At 63.7% G+C, this 26,792-nt stretch carries 23 protein-coding genes and 3 pseudogenes; 12 read left to right on the top strand and 14 right to left on the bottom strand.

The features are described from left to right. Window positions 1-76: 76 nt before the first annotated feature. Complete coding sequence (locus tag ACQP1G_RS30560; RefSeq protein WP_433193057.1) at window positions 77-1,006, top strand: helix-turn-helix domain-containing protein; 930 nt, start codon at window positions 77-79, stop codon at window positions 1,004-1,006. Window positions 1,007-1,122: 116 nt separating this feature from the next. On the opposite strand, the gene ACQP1G_RS30565 is transcribed toward ACQP1G_RS30560, so the two are convergent. Next, entirely contained in the window at window positions 1,123-1,821 is a 699-nt protein-coding gene (locus ACQP1G_RS30565; RefSeq protein WP_433193058.1) for a nitroreductase, read from the bottom strand. Window positions 1,822-1,928: 107 nt separating this feature from the next. Here ACQP1G_RS30565 and ACQP1G_RS30570 point away from each other — a divergent pair, with 107 nt between their 5' ends. The 5 genes from ACQP1G_RS30570 to ACQP1G_RS30590 all read left to right on the top strand — a co-directional run bounded on the left by ACQP1G_RS30570 (window position 1,929) and on the right by ACQP1G_RS30590 (window position 5,656). Further along, window positions 1,929-2,537, top strand: a complete 609-nt coding sequence (locus tag ACQP1G_RS30570) for a TetR/AcrR family transcriptional regulator (RefSeq protein WP_433193059.1) — start codon at window positions 1,929-1,931, stop codon at window positions 2,535-2,537. A gap of 437 nt (window positions 2,538-2,974) precedes the next feature. Continuing rightward, window positions 2,975-3,154 (top strand): hypothetical protein, encoded by a 180-nt coding sequence (locus ACQP1G_RS30575; protein ID WP_433193061.1) that lies wholly within the window; start codon window positions 2,975-2,977, stop codon window positions 3,152-3,154. Window positions 3,155-3,156: 2 nt separating this feature from the next. After that, window positions 3,157-3,741 (top strand): GNAT family N-acetyltransferase, encoded by a 585-nt coding sequence (locus ACQP1G_RS30580; protein WP_433193062.1) that lies wholly within the window; start codon window positions 3,157-3,159, stop codon window positions 3,739-3,741. 236 nt (window positions 3,742-3,977) lie between these two features. Beyond that, window positions 3,978-5,147 carry a cytochrome P450 gene (locus ACQP1G_RS30585; protein WP_330252376.1) on the top strand — a complete coding sequence of 390 codons (1,170 nt, stop codon included), beginning with the start codon at window positions 3,978-3,980 and terminating at the stop codon, window positions 5,145-5,147. A gap of 164 nt (window positions 5,148-5,311) precedes the next feature. Continuing rightward, on the top strand, window positions 5,312-5,656 hold the full coding sequence (locus ACQP1G_RS30590) for a hypothetical protein (protein WP_433193063.1): 345 nt from the start codon (window positions 5,312-5,314) through the stop codon (window positions 5,654-5,656). A gap of 53 nt (window positions 5,657-5,709) precedes the next feature. Here ACQP1G_RS30590 and ACQP1G_RS30595 read toward each other — a convergent pair whose 3' ends face one another. Then, window positions 5,710-6,273 carry a hypothetical protein gene (locus ACQP1G_RS30595; RefSeq protein ID WP_433193065.1) on the bottom strand — a complete coding sequence of 188 codons (564 nt, stop codon included), beginning with the start codon at window positions 6,271-6,273 and terminating at the stop codon, window positions 5,710-5,712. Further along, the gene (locus tag ACQP1G_RS30600; RefSeq protein ID WP_433193066.1) at window positions 6,258-6,635 is read right to left on the bottom strand and encodes a hypothetical protein; all 378 of its coding nucleotides are present in this window, start codon (window positions 6,633-6,635) and stop codon (window positions 6,258-6,260) included. Before ACQP1G_RS30600 ends, ACQP1G_RS30595 begins: the two co-directional genes overlap by 16 nt. Before the next feature lie 473 nt (window positions 6,636-7,108). Between ACQP1G_RS30600 and ACQP1G_RS30605 the strand changes: the two genes are divergently transcribed. Further along, on the top strand, window positions 7,109-7,339 hold the full coding sequence (locus ACQP1G_RS30605) for a hypothetical protein (protein ID WP_433193067.1): 231 nt from the start codon (window positions 7,109-7,111) through the stop codon (window positions 7,337-7,339). A 1,182-nt stretch (window positions 7,340-8,521) separates the two neighbouring features. Here the strand turns inward: ACQP1G_RS30605 and ACQP1G_RS30610 are convergent. The 3 genes from ACQP1G_RS30610 to ACQP1G_RS30620 are packed head-to-tail and all read right to left on the bottom strand — an operon-like array spanning window position 8,522 to window position 11,766. Beyond that, on the bottom strand, window positions 8,522-9,922 hold the full coding sequence (locus tag ACQP1G_RS30610) for a CBS domain-containing protein (RefSeq protein ID WP_433193068.1): 1,401 nt from the start codon (window positions 9,920-9,922) through the stop codon (window positions 8,522-8,524). An 18-nt stretch (window positions 9,923-9,940) separates the two neighbouring features. After that, window positions 9,941-10,777 (bottom strand): hypothetical protein, encoded by an 837-nt coding sequence (locus tag ACQP1G_RS30615; RefSeq protein ID WP_433193069.1) that lies wholly within the window; start codon window positions 10,775-10,777, stop codon window positions 9,941-9,943. After that, complete coding sequence (locus ACQP1G_RS30620) at window positions 10,774-11,766, bottom strand: ParA family protein (RefSeq protein ID WP_433193071.1); 993 nt, start codon at window positions 11,764-11,766, stop codon at window positions 10,774-10,776. Before ACQP1G_RS30620 ends, ACQP1G_RS30615 begins: the two co-directional genes overlap by 4 nt. 986 nt (window positions 11,767-12,752) lie before the next feature. On the opposite strand from ACQP1G_RS30620, the gene ACQP1G_RS30625 reads away from it, so the two are divergent. Together ACQP1G_RS30625 and ACQP1G_RS30630 are read left to right on the top strand one after the other, a co-directional pair. Further along, a complete protein-coding gene (locus tag ACQP1G_RS30625) occupies window positions 12,753-14,018 on the top strand; it encodes a hypothetical protein (protein ID WP_433193072.1) in 1,266 nt (421 codons plus the stop codon). Then, complete coding sequence (locus ACQP1G_RS30630) at window positions 14,015-15,199, top strand: DUF4041 domain-containing protein (protein WP_433193073.1); 1,185 nt, start codon at window positions 14,015-14,017, stop codon at window positions 15,197-15,199. Before ACQP1G_RS30625 ends, ACQP1G_RS30630 begins: the two co-directional genes overlap by 4 nt. Before the next feature lie 122 nt (window positions 15,200-15,321). Here ACQP1G_RS30630 and ACQP1G_RS30635 read toward each other — a convergent pair. Continuing rightward, window positions 15,322-16,098 (bottom strand): annotated as a pseudogene (locus tag ACQP1G_RS30635) (IS3 family transposase); the annotation flags it as partial. A gap of 619 nt (window positions 16,099-16,717) precedes the next feature. On the opposite strand from ACQP1G_RS30635, the pseudogene ACQP1G_RS30640 reads away from it, so the two are divergent. Continuing rightward, window positions 16,718-17,966, top strand: a pseudogene (locus ACQP1G_RS30640) (IS110 family transposase). A gap of 94 nt (window positions 17,967-18,060) precedes the next feature. Here ACQP1G_RS30640 and ACQP1G_RS30645 read toward each other — a convergent pair. Continuing rightward, window positions 18,061-18,345 carry a transposase gene (locus ACQP1G_RS30645; RefSeq protein ID WP_433193074.1) on the bottom strand — a complete coding sequence of 95 codons (285 nt, stop codon included), beginning with the start codon at window positions 18,343-18,345 and terminating at the stop codon, window positions 18,061-18,063. Here ACQP1G_RS30645 and ACQP1G_RS30650 point away from each other — a divergent pair. Then, window positions 18,253-18,567, top strand: a complete 315-nt coding sequence (locus ACQP1G_RS30650) for a transposase (RefSeq protein WP_433193075.1) — start codon at window positions 18,253-18,255, stop codon at window positions 18,565-18,567. The two genes, ACQP1G_RS30645 and ACQP1G_RS30650, sit on opposite strands and share 93 nt — an antisense overlap. Window positions 18,568-19,208: 641 nt before the next feature. On the opposite strand, the gene ACQP1G_RS30655 is transcribed toward ACQP1G_RS30650, so the two are convergent. The 4 genes from ACQP1G_RS30655 to ACQP1G_RS30670 all read right to left on the bottom strand — a co-directional run bounded on the left by ACQP1G_RS30655 (window position 19,209) and on the right by ACQP1G_RS30670 (window position 22,968). After that, window positions 19,209-20,018, bottom strand: a complete 810-nt coding sequence (locus ACQP1G_RS30655; protein WP_433193076.1) for a mycofactocin-coupled SDR family oxidoreductase — start codon at window positions 20,016-20,018, stop codon at window positions 19,209-19,211. Window positions 20,019-20,713: 695 nt separating this feature from the next. Beyond that, the gene (locus ACQP1G_RS30660; RefSeq protein ID WP_433208952.1) at window positions 20,714-21,829 is read right to left on the bottom strand and encodes an NDMA-dependent alcohol dehydrogenase; all 1,116 of its coding nucleotides are present in this window, start codon (window positions 21,827-21,829) and stop codon (window positions 20,714-20,716) included. A gap of 97 nt (window positions 21,830-21,926) precedes the next feature. Then, complete coding sequence (locus ACQP1G_RS30665) at window positions 21,927-22,064, bottom strand: hypothetical protein (protein ID WP_433193077.1); 138 nt, start codon at window positions 22,062-22,064, stop codon at window positions 21,927-21,929. 121 nt (window positions 22,065-22,185) lie between these two features. Then, window positions 22,186-22,968, bottom strand: a complete 783-nt coding sequence (locus tag ACQP1G_RS30670; RefSeq protein ID WP_433193078.1) for an SDR family NAD(P)-dependent oxidoreductase — start codon at window positions 22,966-22,968, stop codon at window positions 22,186-22,188. A gap of 654 nt (window positions 22,969-23,622) precedes the next feature. Between ACQP1G_RS30670 and proC the strand changes: the two are divergent. Further along, window positions 23,623-24,472: pseudogene (gene proC, locus ACQP1G_RS30675) on the top strand (pyrroline-5-carboxylate reductase). Between the two features lie 10 nt (window positions 24,473-24,482). Here proC and ACQP1G_RS30680 read toward each other — a convergent pair. Both ACQP1G_RS30680 and ACQP1G_RS30685 read right to left on the bottom strand, forming a co-directional pair. Further along, window positions 24,483-25,958 carry an ISKra4 family transposase gene (locus tag ACQP1G_RS30680; RefSeq protein WP_433208955.1) on the bottom strand — a complete coding sequence of 492 codons (1,476 nt, stop codon included), beginning with the start codon at window positions 25,956-25,958 and terminating at the stop codon, window positions 24,483-24,485. 106 nt (window positions 25,959-26,064) lie between these two features. Continuing rightward, entirely contained in the window at window positions 26,065-26,568 is a 504-nt protein-coding gene (locus ACQP1G_RS30685) for a hypothetical protein (RefSeq protein WP_433193079.1), read from the bottom strand. Window positions 26,569-26,792: the final 224 nt, after the last annotated feature.

Below are 26,792 nucleotides of genomic sequence, written 5' to 3' on the forward strand. Positions count from 1 at the left end.
GTAGGAAGATCGGCACCGCCCGCGCGTGAACCACAGCGTCATATGGAGGGAATATTTGCGCCAGAATGAGTTTTCCATGGACTCCACTCCCCCGAGCACCGCGGCGGGGGAATTCGACACTTACCGGCGCGGGTGGCACGCACAGTTCGGCGCCGAGTCGCCGCTGCCCACCTTCAGCCCGGACACAACCGACGACTTCCGGGTCAGGGCCCATGCCGTCAGCATGCACGACCTGACGATGGTCGACATCCACGGCGCCTCGGGCATCCGGACAGTCCGCCCGGCCGACAGCGTCGAAGGAGAAACCCAGCTGTACATCGTGGCGCGCGGCGCTTACGCCCTGGACGGCCGGTCCGATCGCGGTGAGCACACCGTGCAGGGCGGGCAGTTCCTGCTCCAGCGTCTCAGGAAGCCGACACATTTCGAGATGGCGCCGAACACAGCGGCGAAGGTCATCGTCGCCATGCCGTCGCCCACGCTTCAACCGCTGCTACAGGACCGGATCATTACGGGATCGGCGGACTCGGCCGAGATCCGGTTGCTGGTGGCCCACGCGAACATGATCCGCACAACACTGCCCGACCTCGGCCCCGCCGGTGAACAGGCCGCCCTCGCCGCCCTGCACGAACTGATCAAGGCCGTGCCACTGAGGCGATTCGACGACGTTGAACCCCGGCTGACACCCGCACTCACCCAGGCGGCGAGGGACCTCGCGGACCGCCACCTCTCCCACCCCGAACTCTCTCCGGCAGTGCTGGCACGCCAACTCAACGTCTCCGTCCGCACCCTGCAACGGGCGTTCGCCTCATCGGGCGAGTCGGTGACCGCCTACATCCGCCGCCGGCGGCTGGAAGAGGCCAGGCTCGCGCTCACCGCCTCACGCAACCGACCGAGCAACTCGGAGCTCGCCGCCTACTGGCAGTTCGCGGACAGCAGCCACTTCATCCGCGCCTTCAAGAAGGCCTACGGCCTCACACCCGCCGAGTACGCCCGCTCGGAACCCTGAGCCTGCAACATCCCTAGCAGCATGGTGGCGACGTCATCACCGCCGACCGCACGAGCGGAGGTTCGCATCTGAGCTGGCATTCGGCTCGGCGCGAAAAGCGAAGGGCCGGAGGAGATCTAGCGGTGGAACCTGGTGGTCTCGCAAAGTTTCGCGCGGGCGGTCCTGGCCCGGTTGACCGGGGCCGCGGTGTTCGCGTATCCGAAAGACACTCCGAACAGCACCTTGCCGTCGACGATTCCCAGTTGGCGGCGAATCGTGTCCCCGTAGAATCCGAGCAAACCCTGTGGGCAGCTGGCAATTCCATAGGCGGTCATGGCCAGCAGCAGGGTTTGTCTGTACATGCCGATGTCGGCCGCCATTCGCTCGTCGGCGACGGGTGGGGCGAAGATCAGCGCGACGTGCGGGGCTCCGTAGAAGTGGAGGCTTTCCGCGTTGTGCGCCTCGCGTGCCTGGCTATCGTCACGGGCGATACCGAGCGCCCCGTAGACGGTCTCGCCGAAGTCCTCGCGGCGCCGGCGATGTAGCTCGGTGTAGAGATCCTCCCGGAAAGGGAAATCCACGGACAGACGCTGCTGTGTGTGCGCCGCCAGCAACGCCTCGCTCAACCGGTCGCGCGCCGGGCCGCTGACCACCTCGACGGTCCAGGGCTGAGTATTGGAATTCGACGGCGCGGCACCCGCCAAGGCGAACACGGCGCGCATCGTGTCTTCCGGCACGGGATCCGGGCGGAAGGACCGGACGGCTCGCCGACCACGGATCAGCTCTTCGGCGTAGCGGGACAGATCTTTTCGCCTGGTCACACCCTGATCAATCATGATCTCCTCTTCGCGGTCCGGCTCTTATGTAAACGGATTCGTTTACATGGCGCAGCGAGACTATCACGCGCAAACATGTTAAGTAAACGGTTGTGTACACTTCAGAAATGAGTGAGCGACCGACGGTCCAGCGCCGCCACGGCCGCGGCGGTCGCGAACGCGTCATTGCCGCGGCCACAGCACTTTTCGAGACGCAGGGCCTCACCGCGACGAGTATGGAACAGGTCGCCGCCGCCGCCCCTGTCTCCAAACGCACTCTGTACCAACACTTCCCGACCAAAGATGACCTGGTCGTCAGCTATCTGCGGCACATGGCCGAATCCGGCCGCACGATCGAAGCCATTCTGGACCGTGACGATCTGCCTCCCCGGGACCGCCTGCTGGCCCTGTTCTGCTTTCCGGTCGAGGCCGACGCCCCGATCCGCGGCTGCCCTTTCATCGACGCCGCAGCCGAATTCCCCGACCCCCACAGCCCCGCCCATCAATACGCGGCCACGCAAAAACTCCGCATGCTCACCCGCCTCACCGAACTCCTGGCCACACTCGGCGTCACCGACCCTCGAACCCTGGGCGAGCAACTCGCACTCCTGGCCGACGGCGCCGCAAGTCGCTCGATGGTTCTCAACGACACCGGCTGCTACGACTATGCGCACGCAGCAGCACGGGCACTACTCGACGCCGCCCTCCCGACCGAGACCGGGCCACCGCCACACTGAACCCATCGCGTCAGAGCCCAGCCCTCCTCCGAGAGTCGAACCCCGACACCACATAATCGGCATCAGCCAGCAATCACGTGCCCTCGCTATGGCCAGAGAGGGGAGCTCGCCCCTCCTGAGTCCGGCTTCAGTGGTTCTGGACGCCGCTCAGTTCGTCACTTCTGTCAGAGTGGCGGTGGCGGGCCAGGGTGCCGGTCGCCAGATCCAGGCGGTGGAACCCAGCCCATAGAGATGGACGCCTCATCAACCTACTCGGACGTCAGACCACGGCGACGCATCGATGTCCCTCCCGCCGAGGGAGGCCACCATTTCTGCGAGATGAATGTGCCCGCCACTGTCGAAGCGCTTGCGCTGGCCGTTCGAGCCACCGCGTCCTTCCCGGTCGCCTTCGAGCCCACGTTATCCCAGTTGACACCGTCGTTGCTGGCCGACCTGATATGGCGGAATTCGCAGACTGGGCAGAGGGCAAGACAGCGAATCTGTCCCGTTTCGCGGTCGACGGCGGTATCCTCGCCAACACGCCGACCCAGCCCGCGCTTCGCGCGATTCAAGGCATGCTCGTCGACGACAAACGCGTCCGCCGGGCCGATATCCTGTGCCTATTGTGGGGAGGCTGACCATGGACGATGCTCTGCAAATACCGCATCTGAGAGCCACCGCAGACTTGGAACTCCGCCCGTGGTCGTTGTCTGCGGCAGATCTCGAGCTTGTTAGGGAAGCCTCTGCCGACGACCTGATTCCTATAACCACGGCGCCGGCGACCTTCTCGCGCGAGGCCGCAACGCGGTTTATCGAACGCCAGTGGCAACGAGCGACCGATCGAACCGGATACCCGATGGTGATCGTCCGGCGACGGGACAACACCCCACTGGGAAGTATCGACCTGTGGTTGAAGGACATCGACGAAGGCCGCGCATCGCTCGGCTACTGGGTGGTCCGCTCGGCCCGCGGCCATGGCGTCGCCGCGCATGCTCTGGCGGCAATGGCTACCTGGGCACTGGAAGAGCTGCATATCCCACGGCTCCAGCTCTATGTGGAACCTTGGAACCGCGCTTCGATCCGCACTGCGGAGAGAGCCGGTTTCGAATGCGAAGGGCTCCTCAGATCGTGGCAGAAGGTCGGCAATCGACGCCGCGACATGTTCATGTACGCGCGCCTGGCAACGGGAACCCTCGCCGAGGCGGATCAGGTTTGCACCGGTTAGACCTCAATGACCGGTTGCCGGCGGTCGCGGGTGATCGTGAACCGATATCACTGCTGGCACAGTGTTCGATAGGCCCCGGCGGTGCCGGGGTACTCGCCTCGTGGTCGACCTCCATGGCCTCGCTTGTAAAATTAGTCGAGACTATGCTTGATCTGCGTTTGTACGCACAGCCAGTGGATAAATCCGCTCGAAAACATCTGATGAATCGCTCACCCTCTCTATGAGAGGACCGTCCGATGGGTTTTGCAGAGATGCGCCGATTCCGGCGTGATCCGTTGGGTTTCCTCGAGAATCTGCGCCGGACCAGCCCGGTAGAGGTGTTCGGGCTGCCGTGGGGCGGGTGGTGTGTCGGCGATACGGGTCTGGCGCTGACGGTGTTGAGTGACCGCGCTTTCAATGCGGGGAAGTCCGGATTCTTCGGTTCTATGCTGCCTTCGCGGTCTGCTCAGGTCGATTTCGGCCGCGCGGTGCGCGCGATTCTGCGGACGCATACGCCCGAGTATCGCGAGTCCCTGGCGGCGGCGGTGATCGAAATGCCCTCCGTCACCCGCTGGCCCGCAGCGGGGGTCGAGCTGGTGTATCGGTGCACCGCGGACGTGTTGCTGCACCCCGATGGTTCTCCCGAGTTGCGGCAGTTACTGGAGCGAAATGCACGCGTGGGCGCGCTTCGCCCGGCCCGAATGGCGCAGCGGGCGCGGGCGCAGCTGCTGCGCGCCAAGCTGTCCACCGCGCTGAACGAGCAGATCCGGGACCGGCGCAGTGCCACCGGCCGCACTGCGGAAGCCGAACCACGGGATCTGCTCGATGCCGTGATCGGTGCCTGTCCCGACGGCGTTGCCGATACAACGGTGGCGCAGCTGTATGTGCTGATGTTCCGGTCCATTGTGGGACCGCTGGGCTACTCGCTCGCGTGGTCGGTGCTGCTGGGCAGTCTCCACTCTCCTGGCTCACCATGGCCTTGGCCCGTCGACTGGGTGGTACGTGAGGCCCTGCGGCACCGGCCGGTCTCCTGGATGGTCAGCCGTCCAGTCCCCTATCCCGCCGAGTTCGGGGGGATCGCCTTCCAGACCGGCGACCTGCTGTCCGTCAGCCCCTATCTGCTCCATCACGACAATAAACACTGGACCAGACCAGGGGCATTCCAACCCGACCGCTGGATTCGACCGAGCGAACACGGCCCATTTGTGCCCTTCAGTTCCGGCCCCTTCACCTGCGCCGGCGCCGCGGTCGCCCACGATCTGGTCACCGATGCAGCCACCACCCTCATCGAGAACACCTCTCTGCGCGTCATTGGCGGCGGTGATACCCGCCCGATCGTGACCAATGCCGCGACCCCCAGGCCGTTCACCCTGCGGCGTACCCCACAAGCCCTGTCCGCGCCCGACCGAGCCCCAGGAAGGAGGTGACATCATGATCAAGGCATTGCGGTTCATCATCACCAACAAGCCGACCCGTACCTGGGACCCCGCTCAATACGGGTGATTCTGCTACCGGCTGGATGGCTCGACCAACGCCAACCAGCTCTCGGTGACGCCCCCGATGACATCGCGTTTCCACCGGGCTCTTTGGAGTGGATGAAACGTCCCGAGATCCCCAACCTGTATGGCGGGATTCGGGGACACCATCGTGGTGGGACAAGATCGTCGACTACGTCGAGGGCGAGGTGTGGCCCAACGCCAAAACCGACACCCTGGCTGATGCCGGGACCGGGTGGAGTTGGTGCGCCGAGCAGCTGAACACCCATCTGAACTTCCAGCCCACCCGCGACGCGATCGGCAACCAGCAAACCTCCGAAGTTCAGCAGATCCTGGACCAGATCACCCTGCTCGAAACCCAGGGCAATCCCGCGCACTTCTGGCATTGCAATCTCGCTTCCCCGGATGTTCTGCAGCCCACCGCCGTTCGCACATTGTGAACCGACCCGGCGCTGATGGTCGCTGAATGGCCGTCGAGACACCGGGCCGGAGGTCACGTCGTTGGCAGCGTGCCCCATTTGACGCGGAGCTTGGCCTTTTGTTCACCATCCGGCATCTGGGTAGTCACGATCAGGACGTCGTCATCGCCGATCTTTGCTGAACCTGCAGAGTAGGCGACCCCATCGAAGTCAGAATGTGTCATCAGGACCTCCTGAACGTGCACATCGAACGAACCGGAGACTTCGATGTGCACAACCTTCGCCATAAACGCCCCGCTGGACTCCCGGACGTAAATATCGACAACTTCTCCAGTCTCGGCAATTAGAATACCGCCACTCTGAAGATTGATCACAAAGTTCTTCTCATGACCTAATGCATCACGATAGACAGGATGATCTGGCGGTACACTCTCCAGTACGAGTCGCATGAATTCGCTACCATCAATAATATCGCCATTCTCGAGGTAGATATCTATCGGAGACGGTCCATCTTCGTAGCTTTGATACTCCACGAAGCTACCATCGGGTAGCAGAAGGGAGTACTTCACCTTGCGCGCAGTGAGCTTAAAGGTCTTTGCCCATACCGCATCGAGCAAGTTAGTCAGCTGCCCTTGCAAGCTCTCGGAACCTCTGCCTCCAGGCGGATCGTGCTGATACGCAAGGCCTTGGCCTTTACCAGCGCTGGCGCTGTGAATCCCGTTCTCGAGATGAGAACTAGCTTATCGGTCAGAAGAGCATGCTTTCCGTACATCTGCTCTACCCATTCAATAGTCGGTTTCCGACCGTGATCCCTACATTCGATCCCGATTACGATATTCTGACCCGACATTTCCTGCTCGATACAGATATCGACTTCACGTAGTTGACCCGCAACGCGATCGACTAGCTCTTTCGACTCGGTCACAGTAGCCTTCTCATCGCTGATATGAGCATGAATTATGGCTATGACTTCTTGAAAGATATTCGACCGCTTCGGCATGAAGAGCAGAATACCAATGGATGCTGATGATTAGCGCGCGGTTATCGGCGGTCAGACTGCGGTCGGGCGCGCTGCGTAGTTACGTGTTGGGCGTAAATCGCCAACTGGGCGGCGCCATCACGGCGTGGCCGTTTTCGTTCGTGTCACAGCGCCTGTGCGCCTATTTCTCGGTGGTCGTTCTTGACCGCATCAACAACCTCCGCCCTACGCCGACAACCTCTGGCAGCTGCGTCGACACCCTCTACATCATCGAGCTCTACATCATCGAGTTCGACGAGGTCGACGGCTCGAACCTGCAACACCACAGCTCGATCAGTCGAGATCGACCCGAGCCTTCCCGGTGGGCTCCGACATCGCGCACCGTCATCGCGCCGCCACCACGATCGAGTAGATCACTACCCTAGCGGCTCCGAATCTCCACAAACAGACTGTTCCGTATCTGATGCTCGATACAACGACCGAAAGGGACAGCCATGAACAAGATCGCCACCACCCTCGCCACCTGCCTCCTCGCGGTCGGCGCCACCGCCGCCCTCGTCACCGGCATCGCCGCGGCCAACCCCGGCGGCACCTACATCGGCAACTACGCCACCCTGTCCGCCTGCGAGGCCGACGGCCAGGCACCCAGCACCGGAGGCACCCACTACGTCTGCGAGCTGCAGGCCGACGGCACCTACGACCTGTACACCGGCGTCCCCGCCTGACCCCGGTCCACGACCAGGCGCTCAACACGCCATCCCTTCGGGTCCCCGTAGTTTCCGCCGAAAATCCAACGCTGTTCGGCGCGCGGGTATCCGCGCAGTCGCCGTGGTGGTCGGCACCGGCACTCCAGCGATTGGCCGTTGCGGTCGCGGCGGATCTGGCGCGAGTTCGTCTCGCTGCTGGCGACCGCTGCGGCGGCAGCGTCGCGGTCGAGATCTGCGGCGGCTATATCGTTGGTGTCGGGTGCGCCGTGCTCGGGTCGCCGGTGGGCCACGATCGCGTTAGCGAGCAGGGTGATCTCGCCGTGGTATTGGCGGGCTGTTCCGCGTGGGAGGGTGGTCAGCGACCACCCGTAGCGTTGATGGCGGGCGACGGTCAGCCCGATCTCCTCGGCCAGGGTCTTGTAGCAACACCGAGACGGTGGCCAAGAAGCACTACATCGACATCCCTGAGACGGCGCCCGACAACCGGGACGTGCTCGAACGATGGGCCACTGACCGGTAAGGAGGCCAAAGTGTGACGTTTCTGTGGAGTAGCCTCGAATCCCACCAGTGGCATCTACAACAGAAAACCCCTTCTGACCAGGTCAGAAGGGGTTTTCACTGTCGGGCTGACAGGATTTGAACCTGCGACCACCTGACCCCCAGGGAACTGGAATTCATCCTGGGGTCTCCGGCTGGTGTTCTCCCGTCCAGGTCAGAGGCCTTTCAACGTCCGGCTCGTATTGCCTGGTCCGCCTTGTATCGGCCTGTCTTGGCAAGTTCTAGGCACGCTGGATATCGTCTCTCACCTGCGAATTACTGCGGTCTCCGCCGTCGGCCACCGGGCGCTCGCGACCAATCCAGTCGTGCTTTCCACGGCACCCGCTATCTCTTCGGTAGCGCTGGCGCTGCCTAACATCCACTCCGATCACGGGGGTGCAGTTCACCTTTGGATCGGCCGATTCGTCACCGTGCCGCTCGGCGTAACAATCGGACCACCGCACGTTCCAGCACCAACGGACCTCCGTCCTCGGAAACGGCGTGGGCAGGACGTGGCTGACCGTCCCCATCGCTTTGGTACTAAGCGAAGCCGCGGCCACCTTCTGCTTGTCGCCCAGCAGGGCATCGATACGGGCTCCGAACACAACACGAATTCATATGTTCCGGCAATCTCTCACCGGCCGACGGTAAGTCACCGTCCGATTACTCCGGATCACGATACCGGTGCAGCAAATTGTTGAACCTCCGTAGCTTGTCGACGGCGACCTCGGGCACCGGGTCGGGATGGAAGTGCATAACCTTGTTGCGGATGAGCCGGATCTCTTCCAGCCGGGAGATGAATGCGGAGCGGTCCAACGGCCAGCCCAGTTTCTCCCAGACCTCTCTGTTCTCCAGCATACGGCGGTAGTCACCCACCGAGAGCTGGTCGAAACTGGTGATCTTCCGGTCACAGAGTCGTTGGACGGTCCGAATATCCAAGGTGCGGTTCAGGATCCAGCGCAGTGTCTGATCCAGCTCCCCCAACTGGAAGAACGGGGTCGCCATCTCGCCGTAGCGCTGAGCCACGTCGGCCGTCGTGACGATGCCTTTAATGACCTTGTTCTCGTCCCGGACGAACACGAATTCGCACTGTTGCAGCGTGGGTAGGACATCGGAGAGATCGCGTTCGTAGTCGACGACCTCCACATGCGGGTCGATCGCATCGGCGAGACTCGCATCGGGCTTCTGGTGCATCGCTTGGACGATCGAGCGCCATGTGACCGCTCCGCGCAGATTACGAGGGCCGCTAAGGACGGCGAGCTGGGAGAAATCATTCAAAAGCATCTTGGTGATCGCTTCTTCGAGCGTGCTGTTCGGCCCGACGGACTCGACCCCGAGCAGGGGTGACAGATTCCCGACCGTCAGGCGGACATCGAGATCACGCTCCCCCTCGTCGTCCTCGGCGACCGGGACGTCGTCGAGGACGGACGGACCCGCCACCGTGTTCCCCTCCGCCTCGCTGGGCGGCGTGGTCAGTGACACCATCGTGTCCAGAGTTACCGCTCGGAAGCTGGGTGAGGTCACCAGTCCGTGGTTGGCCAGATCCGCCTCGATCCGGCTGACTTGATCTCCGCGGTCCGATGCTCCCCACAGCGACAGCAGTTCACGGACCGAAATGCGTTCGGGCTCATGCTCGTCTGCATGCCTGCGGGCCTGCCTCAGGCGCTCGTGGATACGCCGACCCACCACATCCTCATTGTGCCGGTGCGCAGCGGCCGCAACATTCGAGATCACTCGGTCGAGCAACTCCTGACGTACGGCGTCCAACATCCGATCCTGCTCGACCACAAACCACGCCCGCCACCCGTCGACGGCTCCCATCCCGGCGGCCACCATCGCCGCCCGGGACGGTGAGCGGAATTCCTCGCCGTCGGGCTCGAGCCGGATGCGTCCCTTGTCGGTGATTGTCGCGTCGTAGGTCACGCCGATCCGGTTGCGCTTGAACCTGAGCTTCGCGCCAGGCTGAATAAGACCGGCGTCCAATAAATCTGGAACCGTAACCCGGCGCCCGCCGATCAGATACGTCGAGCGACCGCCGGGCTGGTCGGCTCGCTCTGCTGTCACTCCGCTCCGCACGGGTACTCACCATTTCCGCAAGCCGGCAAACTTGCGCCGGGCACCGATCGCCTGCTTGAGCACCCGCTTCTCGAGTTCGGGGCGGCTCAGGCGATCCACCCGGGTGAGCTGCAACTGCGCAGCCACGGCCAGCAGACTCGCACGGTCGAGATGCTGTTCATGTAGATACGCGGCCCCCTCGTCCTCGGTCTCGGTCGCGCGCAGCTGCGCAGCGATCCGGGCCGCATCGGCATTCGAGCTTGTGACTGTGGTCGGCGTCGCTGCCAGCACACGGCCGGACTCGTGGGTGGTGGGCTGCGATGCGGTGCTACCGGTGTCGGTTTGGTCGGCCCTAGCGTTGTCAGCCAGCGCATCATGGGCCTTGGTGTTCTCGGCCCCTGTCTTGCCGTCGCGCGTATCGAGAGCCGATGCTGGAGTCCGGGATTCGTCTGCGGTAGCGTCGTTCCGGGCGAAGCTATGGCGAACCAGTATATCGACGAGTTCTGCCTTCCTGCGTTGCGTGTAGCCGCGGATGCCCAGCAGCTTGGCCACCTGATGCAGGCCCTTCAGGGGCAGGTCCGCTCCGTTCAGGTAGAAGCTCCGTTGTTGTCCAGAGGGCAATCGCGAAAGGTCCTGCACCACTTGGAAGGGACTCGATGACGGTGCCCCGATCGGGTCGTCCGCCAAAGACCGGGAAATACCGCGCTCACGAGGAACGGAACCAACCGGTGCCGCATGGTCGGCGGGCACGACCGCCAATTCTACCGTTCCGTCGATAATCCCCCGCAGTGTGACCTCGTCTTGTCGTTCCAGGAACTCGAACAGCCGGGTTTGCAGAGCGACGAAACTTTTCAGGTCGTTCACTGGTGAGCACCCGTCGACGATGCGAGCGCACCCAGTACCTCATCAGCCAGCTGGTCGAACTCCTTGACGACCTCGTCCTTGCCAGTATTGTGCAGCATCGCCGGTACACCGCTCTCGCCGGCATTGCCGAAGTGCTTGGGACTGTTGCGAATCATGCTCTTCAACACGGGAACTCGCGAACTCTCGCGCACCTCTTCGATATAGCGGTGCTGGGCGAGTGTCACCTGTTGCGAATAGATCTGCACCATGGTGAAGACGACCCCCAGGAAACTGGGATCGATCGGCGTGTATCCACCGCCACCCCCTTTGTGGTTGACGTAGTCGTTGAACTCCTTCACCAGTCCGGCACAGTTGCCGACCAGATAGTCCAATCCCAAGGTAGAAAGATAGTCCGCCTTGGCCGGCACGAGAATGAGTTCGCTGGCCACGATCGCGGTCTTGGTGACGAGGCCGAAATTCGGTGCGCAGTCGATGAGCATCAGATCGTAGGCGTTGCTGAAGTGACTGTCCGCCAACGCTTGTCGCAGACAACCGTGCAGGTCCAGAAACCTCCGCTTCGATCCGTCGAGGGTGGTGGTCCCGCCCAGCAGGGCGGCCAGCTCGAGATCGATATCGATCAGGCCGAGATGCGACGAGATCAGGTCGAGCTGTCCGACGGGGTTTTCCAGCGCTCTGTTGACCCGCTCCGGCGTGACGACGAGGTCAGCCAGGGAGAGCTCCCTCCCGGGCATTTCGCCCTGATACCACTGTCTGATCGTGCGGTCGTCCTTGAGCCGATCGTGCCAGTCGTCGATCGAGAAGAACGAGAAGGTCAGATTGGTTTGTGGATCGAGATCGATAAGTAACACGCGTAGCCCTCGGCTGGCGGCAACCGCACCGAGATTCGCGGTAAGCGTCGTCTTTCCCACACCACCCTTGTAATTCATAACCGCCACGACCCGCATCCGCTTCTCCCAATGGTTTCGGGCGCCGACGTCGCCGGCGAACAACGATCGATGTCACATGCCGATCCGGTGCCGGGGCGAGATGGCGACCCGAACTCCTCGCCCACAGCACTCATCCGAACTTCCACTCTCCCCACGACACGGCCACCCAGGCTTTCATCGATCGTGCCACCAACCACCTATCTCGCAAGCCGAAACAGACTTCTTCGCAGCAACTCTCGGACAGATTGCCCGGCAGGGCTCCTACCGACGAGGCCGGTCGGTATGAATATCAATGCCGCGCAACCTGTTTGGTCGAACGTCGTATACCGGACTGCGATCTGCTGAAAGAGGCGTTCAGAATGACGCTGGCCCCCATGGCTAACCGATCGATACGGAACTAATCCACCGCGAATCGCTCAACAGGACACCGCAGCGACACAAATCACACGAACCTGTCGATGACACGCCGGAAGACTGATTTCGGCAAGCCTCCCCGCGGCGTTGCAGGGCTGACGTCAGGGCAGAGCACCACCACAAAGTCTTTCGCGGCTCGGAGGCAACGTGGATGCAAGTCGCGTTGGGTGGTCGCCATCTGCTGCTCGAGTAGACTAAGGACCGCGGGCACAGGTGGGGTTCACCCGAAAAAAGTGCGCAGGTTAGCTTGCTTCAGGGGCGGCTTTCAGTGACTGCTCGGAGTCGGTGGGTGAGAGCATTCTAGAGCCGAGTGTTCGGCGACACCGTCACGCGGAACGCACGGCGCCGAACGGCGCGCTACGCATCCGCTGCGGGCCCGACGGAGTCGATGCGGACACTGAACGCGAGGCGCCGCGGCGCGTCGAGAACAGCCTCGACGAGCGCGTGAGTGTCGTCTTCCAGTTCCAGGACTTGGAACACCGACACTCGCCCGCCGCAACGACGCAGCCCAGCGTTGATAGCCGGACAGGCTCGTGTGTGGTGCATGTAACGGCACTGGCTCTGTCGCGACAGTAACTGCGGCCGCAGTTCTGCGGCCGGATTATGTCGAAGTATCGGAAGAGGGGTGAAGCGGGGTGGCGCGGCGCAGGCGGTTCTTCGCTGAATTGCAGCACCAGCACAGGCTGGCACAGCAACGGCAGGCGCAGCAGCAGCGGGCAGCGATACAGGCGCACAACATGGCGGTGCGGGAGGCACAACGCTGCGCGCGGGAGCAGCAACGAGCAGTGGCAACAGCCATGCGCGCCTCGGCCGCCGAACGCGCGGCAGCGGAGAAGGCCGCCAAGCTCGCCCACATTGCTGCCCGAGAGGCAGAGGTCCAGGCGAAGAACGCACAGCTCGCCGTCGCCTACGACGAGATCGACAATCTCCTCAACGCCACGCTGGAGGTCGATGACTGGGTCGACCTCGAGTCGCTGCGCGAATCGGCCACAGACATTCCGTTCGATCGTCCCGAATTGCTCACACCATCACCAGCCCCCCGTTACCACCCACTGCCGGATCACCCGAGCTTCGTACCACCCGCGCCGCCATCAGGCCTGAGCAGCGCTCTGGGCGGAAACCGCAGGCACACTGCACAACTGGAGGCAGCGCAGCGGGAATACCTGAACGTCGTGCAGCAGTGGCTGCTGACACTCGCGCGGACGTGCGCTGCGAACGCAGAGCTTCGCGCCGGTTGGCGACAGCAGGAAACCGCGCGTGCAGCGGAGCTTGGCGACGCCCGTCGCCGACTCAAGCAAGCAAACGCCGACCATCGCCGACAGGTCGAAGAATCGAATGCACGATTGGACCGGCTCATCGCCGGTTTACGCGACCGCCAGCCCGCCGCGATGGACGAATACGTCGGCGTCGTACTGGCCAACTCGATCTACCCCGAAACCTTCGAGGTGTCCTACGAACACTGCTTCGACGCGAGCGACCACGAACTACACATCACGGTCTTGGCTCCGCATCCCGACACCTTCCCGACAACGAAAGCGTTCCGCTACAACAAAACTACCGACGAAATCACCGCAACCACTGTGGCGGCGGCCGAGGTCAAACGCCGCTACGCATCGGCGATCGCGCAGACCGCGTTGCGGACAGCGCATGAAGTGTTCGAAGCCGATCGGGAAGAAATCATCGACAGCATCGCACTCACCGTCGCCGTCGACACCGTCGACGGCGCGACCGGCCACGACACCCGCATCGACCTCGTCCGGCTGGCCACCGACCGCGCGGATTTCCTGCCGATCGACCTCGCACGGGCGCAGCCGCCAGCCACATTGGCTCACCTCGCCGCCGCGGTATCGAAAAACCCCTACGGGCTGGCGCCCTTGGCAAACCAGGGAGTGCGCGGATGAACGACCCCCAAGCCGTGATCGTCGGACTGCGAAAGATGCTGGTCGTCAAGGAACGCGAGGCCGCCGACCTGCAAGATCGTGTCCAAGAACTCACCGCACAGCTGCAGAGCCGCCCGGCCCCGGCCGCCACACCGCCACAGATCCATCCCCAGCTCATCACCGTGGACGACGCCCTGGTGCTTCAGGAGGTGGGAATCTACGAATATCACCATCCGTTGGAGAACGCAGACAGCTACAAACAAACCCTCGCCGAACTGCGCGCCGACATACGCGAAGCAGTGAAGACCAGCGAGGCCATCGTGGTGGCCAACAAGTTCAGCTTCAACAACTCCCTCGCCGAAGGCCGGCGGTTGACCGCAGATCTGTCCAAGCTCATGCTGCGGGCATACAACGCCGAAGCCGAAAACTGTGTCCGAACCATACGCGCCGGCAACCTCGACACCGCCAAACGACGGCTCGACAAAGCCGCCAAAGACATCGAAAAGCTCGGCGCGGCAATGCAGATGCACGTGGCACCGGCCTATCACGCGCTACGGATCACCGAACTCGAACTCACCGCTGACTACATGATGAAGGTGCAGCAAGAACGAGAAGCAGCCCGTGAGGAGCGCGAACGGCTGCGGGAGGAACGCAAAGTCGAACAAGAACTCGCCGCCGAACGCGAGCGACTCGAAAAAGAACAAGCACACTACCGAGCCGTGCTGCAACGACTCACCGCCACCGGACAAGACACCCAAGACATCGAAGAACAACTCACCCGCATCACCGAGGCGATCACGCAGAACGACTACCGCGCAGCCAACATCCGCGCAGGCTACGTCTACGTCATCTCCAACATCGGCGCCTTCGGACCCAACGTCGTCAAGATCGGACTGACCCGCCGACTCGAACCACTCGACCGCGTCCGCGAACTCGGCGGCGCGTCTGTCCCCTTCCCCTTCGACGTCCACGCCGTCTACTTCTCCGATGACGCAGTCACACTCGAAAACCAACTCCACAAAGAGTTCGGCGCGGCACGACTGAACCACGCGAACACTCGCCGGGAATTCTTCTTCGCCACACCGGAAGAAGTACGCCGAGTCCTGGCGAAAAAAGTAGGCAACCTCCTCGACTACAACGACTCCCCCGAAGCCACACAATACTTCCAATCCAAGCGGTACTGGCCCGACCGTAGACAGTGAAGCTTCTTTTGGATGTCGCTCCAACGTCCACACCCCGGCTGGCCACTCCCGAGGAACTTGGCGTATGAGCGGTCCCCGATGACGAGAACCCGGAATTGAGCCCAGGTGATTTCGTTCCGTGTTCAGTTGGTCCCGCAGGCCACCGGGTGGTGGGTGCAGGTGCAGGCCGCAGCGTACTCGGCCGGTGTCAGGTAGCCCAGCGCCGAATGCCGATGACGCCGGTTATGGTCGACCTTGAAATCGCCGATCACCACCCGCGCCTCCAGCAGGCTCGTCCAGTGGTTGCGGTTCAAGCACTCGGTCCGCAACCGCCGGTTGAACGATTCGACAAAGCCGTTGTTCCAAGGTGTGCCCGGCGGAATGTAGGAGATCCCGACCCTGTCGGCGCAGAACTGTTGCAGGGCAGCCGAAATCATCTCCGGCCCGTTGTCCATCCGCAGCACCCGCGGCGGGCCACCGGCCGCGGTGAACACTTTCTCCAGTTCGGCGACCAGTCGGTCGGCGGTGATCGAGCGTTCCACGATGTGCAGCAGGGATTCTCGGGTGTGTTCATCGATCATCGACGCGATCTTCACCGCCCGACCATCCACGGTGGAGTCGAACTGGAAATCCAACGCCCACACCACTTTCGGGGCATCGGCTTCCACTGGTGGCACCGAGGAAACCCCAGCTCGTTTGCGCGGGTGGTGTTCGCGGACCTGCAGGCCCTCCTCGCGCCAGAGCCGGTGGACCTTCTTGATGTTGACGCCTGCGCCCTCGTCGAACCGCAGCCGCGCCCAGGCACGCCGGAACCCGTGGCCCTGATGCTTGACCGCGTACGAACGCAGCCAGGCCCGTAAACCTGCGTCCGGGTCGACCGGGGTGTCCTTGACCGGCAGGCGCCGGTAGGTCGACCGATGAAGCCCAACAACCTACTTATTTCGTAACGATTGGTCCAGTGGCACCGACGCCTTGCTCCTTCCAGATCATCGAGGTCTTGAGCCAGGCTGGCGTGGGGTCGCTGGGTGATCGTTGTGTTGGTACGGCTGCGGTGACTCCTGGCTACTCCCGGGACCGTGAGTCCTCCTGCATGGCAGCGAGCGCCACGGCCGGACCGGTTTACTTGCCGGCCACCGACTACTGCGAATCGCCTTGGGCGAGAAGTCCTTCTGTAAGGGCTGCAGCGGTGGGCGGTGATCGTCGCTACCTCGACCCCTACCAACAAACCGGGGCTTGGAGCTCTCGTGCAAGGCCGCGGGCGAGGTGGCGGCGGGATCGGTCGGGCTGGGCATCGACACGGTGTGTCGGCCCTGTCCGGCCGTCGTAATCGATTGGGATAGCTCGTGGTTCGAGCCCTCCCGCACGACCAGACGCCCCGTGATTCGTGAGCTTCGAGCTCTGAGGAAGACCGGCGCCGTGCGGGTGAGCTGGGATCCCGAACAGCTCATCGGAGGCCAGCCCACAGAGGCTCGTAAGTAGGGCGCTGCGCGTTCTCGCCAGGGTTATCGACCACCGGAAAATGCCTGATGGAGGACTGGATTGAGCAACTACTGTGGCGTGGACTGGGCCGAAGGCCATCACGACATCGCCATCGTTGATTCCGGCGGCACACTGGTCGCGAAGAAACGCATCGGCGACGATCCCACCGGATTCGCTGAGCTCACGCAGCTGCTGGCCGACGCCGGTGACACCGTCGAGGACCCGATCCCGATCGCGATCGAGACCCCGCGCGGACTGCTGGTCGCCGCGCTGCGGGCGTCGGGTCGGCCGGTATTCGCGATCAATCCGATGGCGGTGGCCCGCTACCGTGAACGGCATTCCATGGCGCGGGCCAAGTCCGACCACGCCGACGCGATGACCCTGGCCAACATCCTGCGTGTCGACGCGCACCTGCACCGGCGGCTGCCCGCCGACAGCGAGCGTGCCCAAGCCATCACGGTGCTCGCCCGCGCCCAGCAAGATGCGGTCTGGCGGCGCACCAAGGCCAGCAACGAGCTCAGATCGCTGCTGCGCGAATACTATCCGGCATTCCTGGCCGTGTTCGCTGGTAAGTCCGCCACCAACCTCGCCAAACCCGAGGCCCGTGCTGTCCTGGCTATCGCCCCCACCCCCGCCCACGTCGCCAAGCTCACCAAGGCCCGCATCGCGAATGCTCTGCGCCGCGCCGGACGCCAGCGCAACATCGACGCACTCGCCGGCGAGCTCCTCGAGGGCCTGCGGCGACCCCAGCTGCGCCAATCGGAGCTTGTTGAAAGGGCTTTCGGTCGGCAGGCCATGGCGCTGCTAGCCGTTCTCGATGTCGCTTGCGCCGGTGCTGCCGACCTCGAACAGGCTGCGGCCGAGGAATTCCGCAAACACCCCGACCACGCCATCATCACCAGCTTTCCAGGCCTGGCCGACCTCACCGGCGCCCGCGTGCTCGCCGAGATCGGCGACGACAGAACCAAATTCGCCACCGACCGCGCGCTGAAGGCCTACGCCGGATCTGCACCGGTCACCCGCGCATCCGGCAAGACGATCTCCATCACCCACCGCCGGGTCAAGAACGACCGTCTGGCCGCCGCCGGCTGGGTCTGGGCATTCACCGCCGCCGGTCGATACGGCCCGGCCCGCGAGCACTACCAACGCCGTCGAGCACATGGAGACCGGCACGCGGCGGCACTGCTCTCACCTGTTCAACAAGATGCTCGGACAGCTGCACCACTGCCTCCAATCCCGCGAGCCATTCGATCCCGTCAAAGCCTTCGGCAACCCAACCGCACCACCCTCCAAGGAAGCTGCAGCTTGACATCTAGGATCATCGGAGGTCTTGCACGCGAACCGTTCCGACATGCTCTTCACCTGGCGAAGCATGTCCACAGCGCGGCGCTTGGCCGCTGGGCTCAGAATTTTCCCCGAGCGATCTCCCGCAGCGCGTCCTTCTCCAACTCGGCATCGGCCAGCAGCCGCTTGAGCCGGGCGTTCTGCTCGCGCAGTTCCTTGAGTTCCTTGGCCGCGTCGGTGTCCACGCCGCCGTACTGGCGGCGCCAGTTGTACAACGTCGCCGTCGATACCCCGATCTCGGCGGCTGCACGTTGCGTGCGCAGTGCACCACCGCGGCCGGTGGGCGCACGATCACCATCGGCGCCTTCGAGAAATACCTGGCCGCAGGCCGTGAACGCCGGCACGATCCGGCCTGGAAGGCCGACTACCGCGCGACCCGGCCCAAGGTGGAACGCAAGATCGGGCACCTGATGCGCCGCCGCCACGGCGGTCGCCGCGCCCGCATGCGCGGACAAGCCAAGATCGCCGCCGATTTCGGGCTGCTGGCCGCCGCGCACAACCTCGCTCGCCTCGCCGTTCTCGGCATCACCCACACCACAGGCGGCTGGACCGCAGCTCCCGCCTGAAGACTCCGGACACAGCTCATCGCCGACACACCAAATACCAACGAGCACAACAAGACACGATCGATTACCGACACGACAACCGGATGCCGACAGACACGCCCAGCCCCACCAACCGGGCCACCTCACCGCTCAAACAGGCCCGTTCGACACCAGCCACCCTGATGTGCACGTTGTCGACACGTGCGCACGAATACAGCATTGAGAGCAGCGATTCAGCGTTCGGTTTCTTGCGGCGTCGGGTTCGTCGGTGGCGTACTCGTAACCGGCACGCCACATCATCGCCAGAAGCGCTGCCGCCAGTGCGCTGCTGTTGGGAGGGCCGCAGGAGCACGGCTTGCAGCACGTTCGGTTTCGATCAAGGCAGCATGCCGCGATGCGACCCTCGCCGTGTCCATCTGGCCGAAAGGCCCTGAACTGATCTACTCAGCCCCGCCACCTACCTGGCAATCAGCCAGAATGCCTTCCCTGCAACCATGGAGACCACCAACCGGCCCGCAGAGCCCGGCAGACAGCCCGCTGCGTGAGCTGTCTGCCGCACCCACCAACCGGTAGGTGGCGATCGGTATACCCAGCCGAGGGCGCTGGGTCAACGCCAACGCCGCGAAAGGTCGCGGCACGTGCCGTAGTCCACTCTATGTTGCCTACCGGTTCGTCGCACCGGCGTCGATCGTGAACTCCAGTCCGGTGACGTATCTGGACTCGTCAGATGCGAGGAATAGGACGGCGTCGCTGATGTCGCGGGGTTCGACGACCTCCACCGGCAAAGTGTTGTGGAAGATTCCCGCCGTGGAGGGATCTCGGGCGATCAAACCGTCCATTCCTCCGAGCCCGTCGAGCATGGGCGTATTGACGCCTGCGGGGTGGACGGTGTTGACGCGGATGTTCTTCTGTCCCAGCTCGTTTGCCAAGGACTTTGCGATGCCGACGACTCCGTGCTTGGCGGCGACATACGGAGTGAGGAAGGGGTGCCCTTTGATTCCGGAGGTGGAACTGGTCAGGATGATCGACCCCTGATTTCGCGCCACCAGGTGTGGAAGTGCCGCTGTGACGCTGTTCCACACTCCGGTCAGGTTGATGTCGATCGTATCCTTCCAGATGGCGTCAGACACGTTGTCCCACGACTGAATCGTCGCAATCCCGGCGTTGGCGCAGACCACGTCGAGTCGGCCGAGTTCGTCGACCCCTTCCTCGACTGCCTGCCGTAGCCCGCCGCGGTCACGCACGTCCACGATCTTCGCGAAGGCCCTTCGCCCGAGCGCGACGACTTCCCTGGCTGTCAGGCTGAGATCGTCACCGGTCGCCATGGGGTAGCCCACAGAGGGGATGTCGCAACAGACGTCGACAAGAATGACATCCGCTCCCTCCTCCGCAAGCCTTATCGCGTGGCTGCGGCCTTGCCCGCGGCCGGCTCCGGTAATGAATGCAACCTTGCCTGCAACGCGACCTGTCATGTACTTGTGTCCCTTCGGCTATCAGCCATATCGGCCGGTAGAGCGTTGATGAGGTTTGACCGGCGGGTGGGCATGTTGGCGAAGCAGCAGCTTCAGACAGTCATCCAGAACACCCAGCACCCGCCGGTCTGGGCGGGATCGATTCGACGGGTCGACTCCGAGTGCTGCGGCATTGTCAGCTCCGAGTAGCAGCGAGACGAACGGGCGCCGCCCGAGGCACAGGGCGATCCCGAGGAGTGTGTTTCGGACAGTGGCCGCAAGCGCGAGCTGGCCGCGGTTCCCAGCACACTCCAGGGGCGGCCATCTATCGGTGAGTAGGCCGGTGAGGACCGCCACTTCGACGGTGCCGTAGAAGACACCATCGCTGTGTTCGTGTCGGGCAATACCATGGGCGGATCGCCGACTACGCCAGGCCGACGGGCGGACGCGAGGCGGAGAATGCCCGTGGGAAGCGTCGGCGCCACATGCTGGGCGATGCCGGGCCAGGGATGCGCCGATCAACGAGGAGCGCCTGGAAATTCGTGAGCGAGGCTGTCCAGTGTTGGGCGTTCATCACACTCATTACCATTGACGAAACCGAACAGGATCCGGAACGTGCCAGTGAATTTCAGCCCCGCCACCGCGGTGTGCCGCGATCAACCGTCGACGTCGCCACTGCGAACGCAGCCGATCGCAGATTGCAGGGCCATCGACAGCTAGTCCACGTCGTGCACGATAAGGCCGCGAATATTCTTGCCGTCCAGCATGTCCTGATAGCCCTGGTTGATGTCCTCGAGCCGATATTTCGTTGTGATCAGCTCGTCGAGTTTGAGTTGGCCGGCATTATAGAGTCGCAGCAGCTTGACGATGTCGTATTGTGGATTCGCCGAGCCGAACAGTGATCCCTTGATGGTCTTTTCGTGCAACGTCAGATCCCAGCCCGACAGGTGGACTGTGAACTTGTCCGGGTTGGCCAGCCCAGTGATGACAACGGTGCCGCCCTTGCCGATCACTGCGGTTGCGGCAGTGACGACCTCCTCGTCCACCTCACTCACGAGGATCAGCGCTTGGTCGGCGCCCTGTCCCCAGGTCAGTTCGTTGACTTTCTCGGCGGCGCTCGGTGCGTCGGCGAAGGCATGCGTGGCGCCGAATTTCAGGGCCGTTTCGCGTTTGAACGCGACGGGGTCCACCACGACGATGTACTTCGCTCCGGCGCTCACAGCGCCTTGTACGGCATTGATGCCGAGTCCGCCGATACCGTAGATCACGACCGTGTCAGCGGCGCGGACGCCGCCGGTATAGACAGCGGTGCCCCAGCCTGTTGGTACTCCGCAGCCGACGAGAGCCGCGGTCTCGAGCGGCAGCCAGTTGTCCACCTTGACCACCGAGTACTGGGAGATGGTGGCCCGTTCCGCGAAGGTGCCGAGCATGCAAACGGCACCGAAGTCCGTACCGCCGGAATGGAACTTGAAGGAACCGTCGGGCATGCAGCCCTCCATGATCGTGGCACCCATGTCGCACAAGCTCTGGCGGCCGGTGGCGCAGTAGCGGCATGTGCCGCAGTTCGGGACAAAGCTGCACACGACATGGTCGCCGGGCTGGACTTTGGTGACGCCCGCGCCAACCTCTTCGATGATTCCCGCGCCTTCGTGCCCGCCGACTATCGGGAAGCGCGGCCGCAGGCCGCCGCCGCTCAGATGCAGGTCCGAGTGACATAGTCCCGCGGCGGTGTATTTGATGAGCACCTCACCCGGACCCGGACCGTCAAGATCGAGTTCCATGATCTCGAACGGCGTCCCGGCTTCGAGAAGCACTGCAGCCTTTGTTTTCATGCGTATCCTCCTTGAGGAAATTGTTTTGATACCGGTCGCGTCCGATGCGCGGTTGTCGGGAAGCTTGTTGTTGCCAGCTGGGTGATAGTGGCGTCGCTCAGGTGCGCCACTGCGGGGCATCGGCGATGTCGACAGGGACGAACATGGCCTTCCCACCGGCCTGCTCGGCCAGGGTGACGGACTCAAGGGTGTTGCGCGGGCATCTGTTCCAGGTCGGCGGCGACGACCTAGGCACCTTCACTCCCGAACACCACGACAGCGGCGCAACAGAGGCCACCGGCTACCCCGATGATCAGGCCATATTTCCTGCTAACCCTCATTGCGATCTCGTTCCGGGTTGGTGCCTGACCTGTGGACTACTGGGCGAGGGCGCCGCCGTCGGTGACCAGTGTCTGCCCGGTCATGAAGTTCGAGGCCGGCGAGGCAAGGAACAGAGCAGGTCCGCGGATCTCTTCGGCCTCGGCGATGCGACCCATCGGGGTGATTGCGGTGAACGCGGCGACGGAGGCAGGGTCGTCGTAGACGCCGTCGGCGAGCCGCGTGCGGTAGAAGCCAGGGCAGAGCGCGTTGACCTGGATGTTTTTGGTGGCGTATTCGAGGCCGATCTCGCGAGTGAGGTTGACGACTGCACCCTTGGCCGCGGCGTAGGCGGGTATCGGGAACACGTTGGCTGCGCCGACCAGACCCCACATCGACGCAACGTTGATGATCTTGCCGCCGCCCTGGGCCTCCATGAGGGGGAGAATTTCGTTGCAGCAGTAGAACACTCCGTGCAGGTCGACGTCGATGACACGGTGCCAATTGATGGAGTCGTAGTAACCCACCGGGGCGGGGTCGGTCTCGGCGATCCCTGCGTTGTTGACCAGGATGTCGACGTGCCCGAAATGGCTGTGGGCGTGCGCGATCGTCGCCCGCACTTGGTCTTCGCTCGTCACGTCACAGGCAAGAGCGAGGCCCCTGCGCCCGAGATCTTCGACCGTTCGGACCGTAGCGCGGGCCGCGCCGATGTTGATGTCGACGCAGACGATATCCGCTCCCGCCTCGGCGAGGACAGCGGCGAATTCGACGCCGAGGCCGCTGCCAGCACCGGTGACGACTGCGGCTGCGCCGGTCAGATCGAACAGATCGGTGTTTCTCACGTTCTCAGCTCCTTGGATCGGGGCAGCGAAGGGTCCTGCAATGCGCGCGTAGGTCGGTGAGCAACCAGGACCAGCCGGTTGGGGATGGGCCGATGCGCCCGGGCGGGTACGGATCGGGTATTCCCGAAGACACTGGGCCCGGACATATGTCGGCAACGCCCGGCGCTTCGAGCTTCAAGTAAAGTAAAAGTGATGTCACTTTTATACGTGTGATACAGCTCACGGTCAAGACCCGCGTGCCGAACGGGCATTCAACCATCGACCAGGTTCGGCCCCATACGCCTTCGGCAATCTCTGTGATCCATGGAGCTACTTGGCGGCTCGGCTTCATGCCCTTGGCGGCCACGCCCGCGCCGGGGCCGTGTGACGCATCCGGTGTGCTGGGCGAAGGCCACCAGTCTTGTGATGGATCTCCGGGTCGAAGGTCAAAGTGCGGAAGCCTCTGCCTCGATCGTCACGCCCATGGGTCGCGTCCGATCCATCTGCGCATTGGATCGCGCAGCACGCTGTCTAGACGTCAAGGGACATTGACTCCTGCCCGTAGGCGGACGTGAATTGTCCATGAGCGGAACGCAAACGGGAGTGGCTCGTCCTGAGTGACTGTTGATCAGGCTGTTGGCAGGTCGGTCTTGCTGTCCCGTTAGCCTTCTGGGTGTGTCGAGGATTGTGGTGATCGGTGGAGGTCGGATTGGGGAGGCGTTGATTGCTGGGCTTCTCGAATCCGGTTGGGTGAGTGATGATCTGACGGTTGTCGGGCGGTCGTCGGCGCGGGTCGAGTTGTTGGGGCAGCGGTTGGGGATCAGGGTGACCACCAGCGTCGCGGAGGTCGCTGAAAATGCCGATCTGGTCGTGATCGCGGTGAAGCCCCAGAATGTGGACGTGGTCCTGACCGAGCTGGCCGGGTCGCTGCCGAGCCGGGCGCGGGGTCAGGTGCTGTGTGTGGTGTCGCTGGCTGCGGGTGTGTCGATAGCGCAGCTGGAATCCAGGCTGCCCACCGGTTTCCCGGTGGTGCAGGTGATGCCGAGCATCGCGATGCTGGTGGGCCAGGGCATGAGTGTCGTCGCGCCCGGCCGATTCGCCGACAAGGAGCAGCTGCAGCTGGTGTGCGAGGTGATGGAGGCAGTCGGGGAAGTCGCGACCATGGTCGAATCGCAGCTGGACGCGGTAACCGCAGTGTCGGGTTCTGGGCCGGCGTACTTCTTTCTGGTCGTCGAGGCCATGATCGACGCAGCGGTGGGGCTGGGGTCTGTCCCGGGGTGTCGCCGTGAGGCTGGTGCAGCAGACGATGGCCGGTTCGGCTGTGCTGCTGAAGGAGTCGGGTCGGCTCGCCGAGGAGTTGCGCGCGGAGGTGACCTCCCCCGCAGGCACGACTGCGGCCGCGGTCGGGGAACTCGAGCGGGGCGGTGTGCGGTCGGCGTTCGGCCAAGCGCTGAATGCCGCTGCTCGACAGTCAGCCGAACTGGGCGCGATGCCGAAGCGGCAGGCCGTATCTGGTGCGCGTTGAGTCGTGCTGGTCAGGCGGCGATTTGCCGATCTGCGAGGTGGACGCGCTGGTGTTCGCGGAGAAGGTGCTGCTTCCAGTACTCGTCGAAGTGACCGTTCCCGACGAGGGCGCGTAGCCGCAAGATGGCTTCGGCGCCGTCGAGTCCCCATCTGCTGCTGGCGATTTCGAGTCTGTCGCGGACGAGGTGGCGGGCTGCGCCTTCGATGACTCCGGTGGCGATGGGCCAGCCGCGGGTCAAAGCGGTGTCGTAGCAGAGGTATTCGGCGTGACGGCGTAGGTATCCGACAGCTGCGGCGACACTTTCTCGGCGGTCCATCGGCAGGTCCGCGGCGTCGGATTCGATGAGGTCGGCGACGTGGCGGACATGGCCGGCCAGGATTCCCAGGGCGTGTTCGGCGACCCAGTCCTCGGCAGCGGGATCACCTTGGGCGTGGAAACACCACGCGCAGCGCCATAAATACTGCCGGACGTGAACCAGATCGCAGACGATGTGAACGCTGACGCGGCGGCGGGTCGCTTCGGCGCGCAGGAGCCCGATCTGGTGCAGATCGCCGTCGACCAGGGCGATCCAGGGGCGTTCGTGGGTCGGGTCGCGGGCCTCGGCCTGATCGAACGCATCGGCAATGACCTCGCCGGGGTCTTTCGCGACCGAGCCGGTCAGCCAGGTGTTTGTTGCGCGCGGGCCCGGCCGTGGTCGGCGTTCACCGGTTCGTCCGCCCGGGATGGCGATCACGTCGTGAGCGCGCCGTGGCGCGGGATCGGTGTCGTAAACCGCTGCGAGAGTGGCCATGCGCTTGCGGTTGGGTTTCTCGCCCGAGGCCAACCGAGTCCGAAACAACGGTGCGGTGCGGGCGGCGCGGCGGGTCGGTTCGCGCAGCGCTTCGGAACGCATCACGATGCCCTTGCCATCGGCCGAGATCACCAGCAACGTCGTCGGCCCCGCCGGGGCGGGGATCTTCGCGGCGTAGAAGTCGTCGATATCGACCGCCGCGGAGGCCACGAGCTCTTCGAGTTGCCGCTTGCCCGCCACCGGCCCGCACCGAGACTCGATCGCCGATTTCGTGGCGTCATAGGACGATCGGACCGCCTCGAGCACCGCCAGCCGGCGCAGACCGTGACTGTGACGCCCCGCGGGCAGCGACAACACCACATCGGCGGGATAGATGTTGCGCTTTCCCGGTGCGCGCAAGGCGACCCGGCGCACTGTCACCGGGCCGAGCACGGTCGCCAGCTGCCGGACATGGCCGCGTTCGAGTCGGTTTCGCCCGGCAACCGGGCTTTGGGCGTGCCGGTCGGAGAATTCGGACTCCTCCCGCATTGCGCGCAGGTCGAGATGGTCTTGCAGCAACTGCCGCAGCATGTTTCGGCCTCGCTGGGCCACGAAGTCCTCGAGCTGGTGGTGCGGAATCGTCGCGGTTGCCGGTCCGGTGAGGTCGGCGACCAAGAACTCGAATGATTTTCTCGATTCGTCAAAGGGGTCAGCAATCGTGCCCGTGTCGTAGCGTGTGACCGGGCTCTTCTTCCAGTGGTTCGGTTGAGTGGCATCTTCGAATCTAGGCGGAAGAGCCCGTCAATCAGGCTATGCACCAGTCTTATTCGATGATCGCGAACATTCCCGGCGTCTGCTCGTTCAACCAGCCACGCGCCACCAGGCGCTTGAGCGTGGATCGCAGCCCTTCAACCTTCGCCGGTGCGACCTCGAGCCCGAGCGCGGCGGCGATATGCCCGGCCCGCAACGGCCGCCCGGCATCGGTGATCACTTCGAGGACATCCTGATAGTCCTCCGGCAGCACCGATACCTCCATCCCCGGAGCACGCTGTGGCACCAACACCACTCCGATCGGTGACCCGCCCCCAGGCTCCGGCTCGGCCTGATTCGACTCTGCACCGGCCCCGTCAGAACCCGCTGGTTCGGCAAGATCGCTTGTCGCACCGAGGATCTCGATCATGGTTTCCCGCGTGACCTGCAACCGCGACAGCAACCGATCCTCGGCGGCCAACTGCTCACCCAGCTCCGCGATCCGCTCACGCAGCTCACCGGCACGCTTCTGCGCACCAGCTTCCCGCCGCTGCAACTCCTCCAGCCACGAGCCCATCGCCGCCTCCAAACCCCGGTTCCGACGATAGGCCCCCACCCGAAGACCGCAACAGCCCCAAACCCGTTACCGCAGTTCAAACGCTCCCTACGAAAGAGCCACTCCCATCTCCAAAGCATGTACATTCGCGTCAACGACCGCACCGCCGCGAGGGTTGATCCATAAGGTTGCGGCGGGACTGCCGGGCCAACGGCGCCTGAATTCGCGAACAAACCAGACACCTG

Source organism: Nocardia sp. CA-107356 (assembly GCF_050946365.1).
Taxonomy (GTDB): domain Bacteria; phylum Actinomycetota; class Actinomycetes; order Mycobacteriales; family Mycobacteriaceae; genus Nocardia.

What these genes read in the sequence shown, in the direction of transcription:
- ACQP1G_RS30660 (WP_433208952.1), bottom strand. Translation starts at nt 21,829, where the DNA reads ATGAAAACAAAGGCTGCAGTGCTTCTCGAAGCCGGGACGCCGTTCGAG.
- ACQP1G_RS30630 (WP_433193073.1), top strand. Translation starts at nt 14,015, where the DNA reads ATGAACGACCCCCAAGCCGTGATCGTCGGACTGCGAAAGATGCTGGTC.
- ACQP1G_RS30560 (WP_433193057.1), top strand. Translation starts at nt 77, where the DNA reads ATGGACTCCACTCCCCCGAGCACCGCGGCGGGGGAATTCGACACTTAC.
- ACQP1G_RS30585 (WP_330252376.1), top strand. Translation starts at nt 3,978, where the DNA reads ATGGGTTTTGCAGAGATGCGCCGATTCCGGCGTGATCCGTTGGGTTTC.
- ACQP1G_RS30565 (WP_433193058.1), bottom strand. Translation starts at nt 1,821, where the DNA reads ATGATTGATCAGGGTGTGACCAGGCGAAAAGATCTGTCCCGCTACGCC.
- ACQP1G_RS30655 (WP_433193076.1), bottom strand. Translation starts at nt 20,018, where the DNA reads ATGACAGGTCGCGTTGCAGGCAAGGTTGCATTCATTACCGGAGCCGGC.
- ACQP1G_RS30600 (WP_433193066.1), bottom strand. Translation starts at nt 6,635, where the DNA reads ATGCCGAAGCGGTCGAATATCTTTCAAGAAGTCATAGCCATAATTCAT.
- ACQP1G_RS30570 (WP_433193059.1), top strand. Translation starts at nt 1,929, where the DNA reads ATGAGTGAGCGACCGACGGTCCAGCGCCGCCACGGCCGCGGCGGTCGC.
- ACQP1G_RS30605 (WP_433193067.1), top strand. Translation starts at nt 7,109, where the DNA reads ATGAACAAGATCGCCACCACCCTCGCCACCTGCCTCCTCGCGGTCGGC.
- ACQP1G_RS30685 (WP_433193079.1), bottom strand. Translation starts at nt 26,568, where the DNA reads ATGGGCTCGTGGCTGGAGGAGTTGCAGCGGCGGGAAGCTGGTGCGCAG.
- ACQP1G_RS30575 (WP_433193061.1), top strand. Translation starts at nt 2,975, where the DNA reads ATGGCGGAATTCGCAGACTGGGCAGAGGGCAAGACAGCGAATCTGTCC.
- ACQP1G_RS30580 (WP_433193062.1), top strand. Translation starts at nt 3,157, where the DNA reads ATGGACGATGCTCTGCAAATACCGCATCTGAGAGCCACCGCAGACTTG.